Below are 8,669 nucleotides of genomic sequence, written 5' to 3' on the forward strand. Positions count from 1 at the left end.
TCTGGTCGACGAGCGCACCGTGCGATTCCGCTTCAAAAAACCCAACCGAGAGCTGCCGCTGACCGTGGGCGGCCTGCCGGTGTTCAGCCGCGCCTGGGGACAGGGCAAGCCCTTTGACGAAGTGGTGATGGAGATCCCCATCGGCAGCGGTCCGTACAAGATCGGCCCGGTGCGCTTTGGCAAAGACATCACCTACGTGCGCGATCCGCAGTACTGGGCGCGCGACCTGCCCGTGCGCCGGGGAACGGCCAACTTCGACCGCATCACCGTCAAGATCTACAAGGACAACACCGCCAGGCTCGAAGCGCTCAAGGCCGGCGAGTTCGACCTGATGCGCTTCTTCTCGGCCGGCGACTGGGCGCGCCGCGTCAACGGCAAGCGTTTTGACAGCGGCGAACTGGTCAGGACCGAGTTCACCCACCGACTGCCCACAGGCTTTCAGAGTTACGTGCTCAACACGCGCCGCCCGCTGCTGGCCGACATCCGCGTGCGCCAGGCCCTGGGCCTGGCCATGGACTACGAGTGGATGAACCGGCAGATGTTCTACGGCGCCTACGAGCGGGTGCAGGGCCTGTTCGGCAACACCGATTGCTCGGCCGACGGCATGCCGTCGCCCGCCGAGCGCGCCTTGCTCCAACCCTGGCAAGCCCAGTTGCCGCCCGCGGTGTTCGGTGCCGCTTACCGCGCGCCCCGCACCGACGGTGCCGATTCGCTGCGCGGCAACCTGCGCAAGGCCCAGGCCCTGCTGCGCGAGGCCGGCTGGACGGTGCAGGACGGCGTGCTGCGCAACGCCCGGGGACAGGCGCTGGAGCTGGAATACCTGGACAGCAACGAATCGGGCGCGCGCGTGGTCACGCCCTGGGCACGCAACCTGGAGAAGCTGGGCGTGCAGCTGCGCTTCCGGCCGGTGGACTTTGCGCTGTACCAGCAGCGTCTGCGCACCTTCAACTTCGACATCACCTCGCTGGCCTACGGTGGTACGCACAACCCGGGGCCGGAGTACGCCGACCTGTTTGGCAGCAAGGCGGCAGACACGGAAGACTCGGGCAACATGGCCGGCGTCAAAAGCCCGGCGGTGGACGCGTTGATCGGCAGCATGGTGGGTGCGTCGGCCCGGCCGGACTTCCTGGCGGCCTGCCGCGCGCTGGACCGCGTGGTCATGCACAACCACTACCTCGTGCCCCAATGGTCGGCCAGCACGCACCGCATGGTCTACAACGCCTGGCGCCTGGAGCGTCCCGACGCCATGCCGCCCTACGCATCTGGCGAAGACTGGGCGATCGACACCTGGTGGGCCAAGTGATGTGGGTCTACATCCTCAAGCGTCTGCTGCTCATGATCCCCACGCTGCTGGGCGTGCTGCTGCTGACCTTTGTGGTCATCCAGTTCGTGCCGGGAGGGCCGGTGGAGCAGTACCTGGCCGAAGCCCGTACCGGGCAGGGCACGGGCGCCGAGGGTGGCTCGGTCTACCGGGGCGCGCAAGGGGTGGACCCGAAACGCCTGGAGCAGATCAAGGCCCTGTACGGGTTCGACAAGCCGCCCACCGAGCGCTTTTTCCAGATGCTCGGTCAGTTCGCACGGTTCGACCTGGGCACCAGCTTCTTCCAGAACAAGGCGGTGTCCGAACTGATCTGGGAAAAGCTGCCGGTGTCGATCAGCCTGGGGCTGTGGAGTTTCTTCATCAGCTACCTGGTGGCCGTGCCGCTGGGCGTGGCCAAGGCGGTGCGGGCCGGTTCGCGCTTTGACCTGGTCACCACGCTGATCGTGCTGGTGGGCTACGCCATTCCGGGCTTTGTGCTGGGTGTGGCCTTGCTGGTCATCTTCGGCGGGCAGCTGCAGTGGTTCCCGCTGCGCGGGCTGACCTCGGCCAACTGGGATGAGCTCAGCTGGGGCGCGCGCATCGTCGACTACCTCTGGCACATCACGCTGCCGGTCACGGCCATGGTGCTGGGCAGCTTTGCCGTCACGGCCATGCTGACCAAAAACGCGTTCCTGGAAGAGATCCGCAAGCAGTACGTGATGACCGCGCGGGCCAAGGGCCTGAGCGAGCGCCAGGTGCTGTGGAAGCATGTGTTCCGCAACGCGCTGATCCCGATCGTCACCGGCTTTCCCGCCGCGTTCATCGGCGCGTTCTTCGCCGGTTCGCTGCTGATCGAGACCCTGTTTTCGCTCGACGGCCTGGGGCTGCTGAGCTACGAAAGCGTGATCCGGCGCGACTACCCGGTGGTGCTGGGCACGCTGTACCTGTTCACCCTCATCGGGCTCGTGACCAAGCTGGTGTCCGATCTCTGCTACCTGTGGGTGGACCCGCGTGTGAAGTTCGATTGATGGCCACCACCGCATCCCTGTCCCCCTCGCGCCGCGCCTGGCAGCGCTTCAAGCGCAACCGCCTGGGCTACTGGAGCCTGCTGGTGTTCGGCGCACTGGTGGGGCTCAGCTTGTTCGCCGAGGTCCTGTCCAACGACCGCCCGCTGGTGGTGCGCTACCAGGGCCAGACCTACTGGCCGATGGTGCACGACTACCCGGAAACCACGTTTGGTGGTGACTTCGAGAGCAACACCGACTACCTGGACCCGTTCATCCGCGAGCAGTTGGGCAAGGACGGCAACTGGGCGGTCTACGCGCCCAATCCGTACGGGCCGAAAACGCTGAACTATTTCGCCAAGTCGCCCAACCCCTCGGCCCCGACCGCTGACAACTGGCTGGGCACCGACGATCGCGGCCGCGATCTGCTGGCCCAGCTGCTCTACGGTTTCCGCGTCAGCGTGCTGTTCGCGCTGGCGCTCACGGCCATCGGCACGGTGCTGGGCATCGTCACCGGTGCCATCCAGGGGTTCTTCGGCGGGCGCACCGACCTGGCGTTCCAGCGCTTCATCGAAATCTGGGGCTCCATGCCCGAGCTGTACCTGCTGATCATCTTCTCGGCCATCCTCTCGCCCAGCATCGGCCTGTTGCTGGTGCTGCTCAGCCTGTTCGGCTGGATGGGGCTGTCCGACTACGTGCGGGCCGAGTTCCTTCGCAACCGGCAAATGGACTACGTGCGCGCCGCCCGGGCCATGGGCTTGAGCAACTGGCAGATCATCTGGCGCCATGTGCTGCCCAACAGCCTGACGCCGGTGGTGACCTTTTTGCCGTTTCGCATGAGCGCGGCCATTCTGGCGCTGACCTCGCTGGACTTCCTGGGTCTGGGCGTGCCGCCGGGCACACCGTCGCTGGGCGAACTGCTCAGCCAGGGCAAAAACAACATCGACGCCTGGTGGATCTCGCTGTCCACCTTTGCCGTGCTGGTGATCACGCTGTTGCTGCTCACTTTCATGGGCGACGCCCTGCGCGACGCGCTGGACCCGAGAAAGCAGGACGCATGACACCGCTGCTGGACGTGCGAGACCTCCAGGTGGGGTTCAACGGTGCGGACGTGGTCCACCGGATCGGTTTCACCCTTCAGGCGGGCGAAAAGCTGGCGCTGGTGGGTGAATCCGGTTCGGGCAAGACAGTGTCGGCCTTGTCGCTGCTGCGCCTGGTGCAGAACGCCCAAGTGCAGGGCTCGGCGCTGTTTCACGGGCGCGACCTGCTGCAGCTGAGCGAGCGCGAGCTGCGCGCCGTGCGCGGCGACGAGGTCGCGGTGATCTTTCAGGAGCCGATGACCGCGCTCAACCCGCTCTACACCGTGGGCGAGCAGATCGCCGAAGTGCTGCAGCTCAAGCGCGGCATGGCCGCGGTCCAGGCGAGGCAGGAGGTGGTGGCGCTGCTGGCCTCCACCGGCATTCCCGAGCCCGAACGCCGCGCCGGCGCCTACCCGCACCAGCTCAGCGGTGGCCAACGCCAGCGCGCGATGATCGCCATGGCCCTGGCCAGCCGCCCCAAGCTGCTGATCGCCGACGAGCCCACCACCGCGCTGGACGTGAGCCTGCGCGGCCAGATCCTGGACCTGCTGTCCGACCTGCAGCGCCAGCACGGCATGGCGGTGCTGCTGATCACACACGACCTGAACCTGGTGCGCCGCTTTGCCGACCGAGTGGCTGTCATGGAGCGCGGGCACCTGGTGGAGCAGGGCACCGTGGCCGAGGTGTTTGCCGCCCCGCAGCACCCCTACACCCGCCGGCTGATGGCCAGCCAGGCGCAGCGCCAGGTGGCCGAGCCGGACGCCGATGCGCCGCTGGTGATGCGGGCGCAGGGTCTGCGGGTGCGTTATCCGGTCCCGCTGCCAGGCTTGGCCGGCTGGTTCCGGCGGGGTTCGTTCGTGGCGCTGCAGGGCGCGGACTTCGCCGTCCTGGCCGGCGCCACGCTGGGCGTGGTGGGGGAGTCGGGGTCGGGCAAGTCCACGCTGGCCTTGGCCGTACTGGGCCTGCTGCCGCACGAAGGCGGCTTGCGTGTAGGGGAAACCGATTGGGAACAGGCCCGCCAGGCCGGGCAGGAGCGCAGCCTGCGCCAGCGCGTGCAGGTGGTGTTTCAGGACCCTTTTTCATCCCTCTCGCCCCGCATGACGGTCGACCAAATCGTGTCGGAGGGCCTGCGGATCCACCAACCCGCGCTGGACGCTGTGCAACGCCGCCAGCGCGTGCTGGCCGCGCTGGACGACGTCGGGCTGTGCCCCGACCCGCAGCAGGCCGAGGCCTGGTTGCAACGCTATCCGCACGAGTTTTCGGGCGGACAGCGCCAGCGTCTGGCCATCGCGCGGGCCCTGATCGTGCAGCCTCAGCTGCTGGTGCTCGACGAGCCCACCAGCGCACTGGACGTGACGGTGCAGCAGCAGGTGTTGGCGTTGCTTCAGCGGCTGCAGCGCGAACGTGGGCTGAGTTACCTGCTGATCACGCACGACATCGGCGTGATCCGGGCCATGGCGCACACGGTGCTGGTGCTCAAGGATGGCCAGGTCGTTGAGCACGGCAGCGTGTTCGAGGTGCTGGACCGGCCGCAGCACGCCTACACCCAGGCGCTCGTCAGCGCCGCGTCCTGGGCATGAATTAGGATCGCCGTGCGCCACCGGCGCGCTGTCGCGATCTTCCGTTCCTGATTCTCCTTCCGTCCGACATGAGTCCACATCCCCAACCCGTCTCACCACGCCCGGTCGCCGTGGACATGGTTTCGCCGACCCGATGGATCGAGCGCGGCTGGGAAGACTTGCGCGCCAACCCGGTGCCCGGCCTGGTCCACGGCCTGGCCCTGGCCGTTTTCGGGTGGTTGCTGGTCTGGCTGGCGCGCGACCGTTTCTGGCTCCTGGCCGGCGCCTTCTCGGGCTTCCTGATCGTCGCCCCGGTGCTGGCCACCGGGCTCTACCACGTCAGCCGCGAGCGGGCGGCGGGCCGAAAGGCCGGGTTGCGGGAGGTACTGGCCCTGTGGCGCTCCTTCGACGGTCGGCTGGTGCGCTTTGGTCTGCTGCTGGGGCTGGCCGGGACCGGCTGGGTCATGACCTCGGCCGGGCTGATCACGCTCTGGTCGCCCGCGCCGATCCTCAAACCGTTGGATTTTTTCCGGCACGTCGTGCTGGTCAAGGAGGTGGGGCTTTTCGAGGTCTGGCTGCTGGTCGGTTCGTTGCTGGCCGCCCCGGTGTTCGCTTCCAGCGTGGTCGCCATCCCGATGCTGGTGGACAAGAGTGTTCCCGTCAGCATGGCCGTGACCGCCAGCTGGCGTGCGGTCGCTGACCACCCCGGACCTCTGGTGTGGTGGGCGGTCCTGATCTCGATGCTGGTCGGCCTGGGCATGCTCACCGCCTTGCTGGGCCTGGTGGTGGTCATACCCCTGATCGCCCACGCCAGCTGGCACGCCTACCGCGACCTGACCGCGTTCGCACCTTCTGCGCCGGTGTCGGCCCCCTGAGCCGCACCGAGACTTTTCGCCATGGAAAACACGCTATTTGGTCTGACCGAAAGTCAGATCGCCCAGTTCGGCCTGACGTTCGGCGTTGGCGCCTTCATCCTGTACATGCTGTTCATCGTGTTGAACCTGGCCCTGGAATCCAAGGCGGGCAAGTTCGGCACCTTCATCATCTTTCTGGTGCTGTCTTTGGGCATGATGGGTTTCATGGCCAAGAACGTCATCCAGTGGGTGCTGGGAATTTGATCATTTGATGGCCTGAATATTGTAATCGGGTCTTTCCAAGCGCTACAATGCGCGCTTCACGACCAAATGGGCGGGTTACCACCGGCCCATTTTTTTTGGCCGATCGCTTCTCACACACCGCATCAACACAAGGCAGCAAACGCACAAGATGGCCTGGCAGGACACCGTCGCACAAACCGTCACCGGACTGGGTTTTGACCTGGTGGATCTCGAACGATCCGCCGGAGGCTTGTTGCGGGTGACGATCGATCTGCCGTGGCAGCCGCTCGTTGAGGGCGCACCAGTGCTGGCTGACCAGTTCGTCACGGTGGAGGATTGCGAGACCGTGACCCGCCAGTTGCAGTATTTGCTGGAAGTGGAGGCGGTGGACTACCGCAGGCTGGAAGTGGGTTCGCCGGGCATCGACCGGCCTTTGCGAACGGAAAACGACTTTCTGCGCTTTGCCGGCCAGGTGGTGGACATCACCCTCAAGGCGCCGATCGGTGCCACCGGCACCGACGTCTCGGCCAACCGCAAGAAGTTTCGCGGCACGCTGGAGCGCGCCGAAGACGGCCAGCAATGGCAGATCGTCTGGAGCGATGAGCCCGCGCCCAAGCCGGGCCAGCGCGTGAGCAAGAAGCGCGTGCCGGCGCCGTTGCAGGCCTTGACTTTCCAGTTGAGCGATCTGCAGCAGGCGCGATTGGCGCCGCTGGTGAATTTCAAAGGCCGCTCGGCGGCCGACAAAGATTGAAGGCACGGAGCCATGGGCCGGGCCACAAGCATTTTTTTGAAGTATCTGGACAATCCGTCAGGAAAGGTGGGCGAGTGATATGAACCGCGAAATGTTGATGCTGATCGATGCCATCTCGCGCGAGAAAAACGTCGAACGCGACGTGGTGCTGGGCGCCGTTGAACAGGCGCTGGCCTCGGCCACCAAGAAGCTTTACAAGGGCGACGTGGACATCCGCGTGGCGATGGACCCGGACAACGGCTCCTACGAGACCTTCCGCCGCTGGCTGGTGGTCCCCGACGAGGCCGGCCTGCAAAACCCCGATGCCGAAGAACTGCTGACCGATGCGCGCGACGAGATCGCCGACATCGAAGAGGGCGACTACATCGAGAAGCCCGTCGAGAGCGTGCCGATCGGCCGCATCGGCGCCATGGCCGCCAAGCAGGTGATCCTGCAGAAGATCCGCGACGCCGAGCGCGAGATGCTGCTCAACGACTTCATGAGCCGTGGCGACAAGATCTTTGTGGGCACCGTCAAGCGCATGGACAAGGGCGACCTGATCGTCGAGAGCGGCCGCGTCGAAGGCCGCTTGAAGCGCAGCGAGATGATCCCGAAGGAAAACTTCCGCACCGGCGACCGCGTGCGCGCCATGATCATGGACGTGGACCTGACGCTGCGCGGCGCGCCCATCATCCTGTCGCGTTCGGCCCCGGCCTTCATGATCGAGCTGTTCCGCCCGGAAGTGCCTGAAATCGAACAAGGCCTGCTGGAGATCAAGACCTGTGCCCGTGACGCCGGCTCGCGCGCCAAGATCGCCGTGTTCTCGCACGACAAGCGCATCGACCCCATCGGTACCTGTGTCGGCGTGCGCGGCTCGCGCGTCAACGGCGTGACCAATGAGCTCGCTGGTGAGCGCGTGGACATCGTGCTGTGGTCGGAAGACCCGGCGCAGTTCGTCATCGGTGCACTGGCGCCGGCCAACGTCGTGTCCATCGTCGTGGACGAAGAGCGCCACGCCATGGACGTGGTGGTGGACGAGGAGAACCTCGCCATTGCCATCGGCCGCGGTGGTCAGAACGTGCGCCTGGCGTCCGAGCTGACCGGCTGGCGCATCAACATCATGACGGCCGATGAATCGGCCCAGAAACAGGCCGAAGAGGCCGACGGCATCCGCAAGGTGTTCATGGCCAAGCTGGACGTGGACCAGGAAATCGCCGACATCCTGATCGAGGAAGGTTTCACCAGCCTGGAAGAGGTGGCCTACGTGCCGTTGCAGGAAATGCTGGAAATCGAATCCTTCGACGAAGACACCGTCAACGAATTGCGCACGCGTGCCAAGGACGCCCTGCTGACGATGGAAATCGCCCGCGAGGAAAGCGTCGAAGAAGTCTCGCAAGACCTGCGCGACCTCGAAGGCGTGACGCCCGACCTGGTGGCCAAGCTGGCCGACGGTGGCGTGCACACCCGTGACGAACTGGCCGATCTGGCCACCGATGAATTGACCGACATCACCGGTCAGACCCCCGAAGACGCCACGGCACTGATCATGAAGGCCCGCGCGCATTGGTTCACTGGCGACGAAGCGCCAGCATCGAACTGAACCATGGAGGCCCGAGCGGAGAACCACACCCATGACAAGTACCACCGTCGCTGAACTCGCCAACGAGCTCAACAAACCCACCTCCCTGTTGCTGGAGCAGCTCTCGGCTGCCGGCCTGAGCAAGTCTTCCGGCACCGATGCCGTGACCGAGTCGGACAAACAGGCCCTGCTCAACCACCTCAAGGCAGCCCATGGCACCGCGGGTGGTGAACGCAAGAAGATCACCCTGGTGAAGAAGTCCACCAGCGAGATCAAGCAGGCCGATGCCACCGGACGCGCCCGCACCATCCAGGTCGAGGT

General features: G+C 65.8%; 9 protein-coding genes. All 9 read left to right on the forward strand.

Annotation, left to right across the window (positions count from 1 at the left end):
* Positions 1-1,303 (forward strand): extracellular solute-binding protein (locus ACR2JA_RS11380; RefSeq protein ID WP_434009193.1); only part of this gene is annotated, 1,303 nt, incomplete at its 5' end.
* The gene (locus tag ACR2JA_RS11385; RefSeq protein WP_434009194.1) at positions 1,303-2,328 is read left to right on the forward strand and encodes a microcin C ABC transporter permease YejB; all 1,026 of its coding nucleotides are present in this window, start codon (positions 1,303-1,305) and stop codon (positions 2,326-2,328) included. The genes ACR2JA_RS11380 and ACR2JA_RS11385, both read left to right, overlap by 1 nt.
* Positions 2,328-3,365, forward strand: a complete 1,038-nt coding sequence (locus ACR2JA_RS11390) for an ABC transporter permease (RefSeq protein ID WP_434009195.1) — start codon at positions 2,328-2,330, stop codon at positions 3,363-3,365. Before ACR2JA_RS11385 ends, ACR2JA_RS11390 begins: the two co-directional genes overlap by 1 nt.
* Entirely contained in the window at positions 3,362-4,963 is a 1,602-nt protein-coding gene (locus ACR2JA_RS11395) for an ABC transporter ATP-binding protein (protein ID WP_434009196.1), read from the forward strand. The genes ACR2JA_RS11390 and ACR2JA_RS11395 overlap by 4 nt, the downstream gene beginning before the upstream one ends.
* A gap of 116 nt (positions 4,964-5,079) precedes the next feature.
* Positions 5,080-5,817: a DUF2189 domain-containing protein gene (locus ACR2JA_RS11400; RefSeq protein WP_434009201.1), complete on the forward strand. Its 738-nt coding sequence runs from the start codon at positions 5,080-5,082 to the stop codon at positions 5,815-5,817.
* A gap of 21 nt (positions 5,818-5,838) precedes the next feature.
* Positions 5,839-6,060, forward strand: coding sequence for a DUF2788 domain-containing protein (locus tag ACR2JA_RS11405; protein ID WP_434009197.1), 222 nt, complete (start codon positions 5,839-5,841; stop codon positions 6,058-6,060).
* Between the two features lie 148 nt (positions 6,061-6,208).
* Positions 6,209-6,790, forward strand: a complete 582-nt coding sequence (rimP, locus tag ACR2JA_RS11410) for a ribosome maturation factor RimP (protein ID WP_434009198.1) — start codon at positions 6,209-6,211, stop codon at positions 6,788-6,790.
* Positions 6,791-6,869: 79 nt separating this feature from the next.
* Positions 6,870-8,369, forward strand: coding sequence for a transcription termination factor NusA (gene nusA, locus ACR2JA_RS11415; protein ID WP_434009199.1), 1,500 nt, complete (start codon positions 6,870-6,872; stop codon positions 8,367-8,369).
* A 31-nt stretch (positions 8,370-8,400) separates the two neighbouring features.
* A partial coding sequence (locus tag ACR2JA_RS11420; protein WP_434009200.1) for a translation initiation factor IF-2 associated domain-containing protein occupies positions 8,401-8,669 on the forward strand: 269 nt, incomplete at its 3' end.

Origin of the sequence: Hydrogenophaga sp. (assembly GCF_051007235.1) — a bacterium.
GTDB lineage: Bacteria > Pseudomonadota > Gammaproteobacteria > Burkholderiales > Burkholderiaceae_C > Hydrogenophaga.

What these genes read in the sequence shown, in the direction of transcription:
- ACR2JA_RS11395 (WP_434009196.1), top strand. Translation starts at nt 3,362, where the DNA reads ATGACACCGCTGCTGGACGTGCGAGACCTCCAGGTGGGGTTCAACGGT.
- ACR2JA_RS11400 (WP_434009201.1), top strand. Translation starts at nt 5,080, where the DNA reads ATGGTTTCGCCGACCCGATGGATCGAGCGCGGCTGGGAAGACTTGCGC.
- rimP (WP_434009198.1), top strand. Translation starts at nt 6,209, where the DNA reads ATGGCCTGGCAGGACACCGTCGCACAAACCGTCACCGGACTGGGTTTT.
- ACR2JA_RS11385 (WP_434009194.1), top strand. Translation starts at nt 1,303, where the DNA reads ATGTGGGTCTACATCCTCAAGCGTCTGCTGCTCATGATCCCCACGCTG.
- ACR2JA_RS11390 (WP_434009195.1), top strand. Translation starts at nt 2,328, where the DNA reads ATGGCCACCACCGCATCCCTGTCCCCCTCGCGCCGCGCCTGGCAGCGC.
- nusA (WP_434009199.1), top strand. Translation starts at nt 6,870, where the DNA reads ATGAACCGCGAAATGTTGATGCTGATCGATGCCATCTCGCGCGAGAAA.
- ACR2JA_RS11405 (WP_434009197.1), top strand. Translation starts at nt 5,839, where the DNA reads ATGGAAAACACGCTATTTGGTCTGACCGAAAGTCAGATCGCCCAGTTC.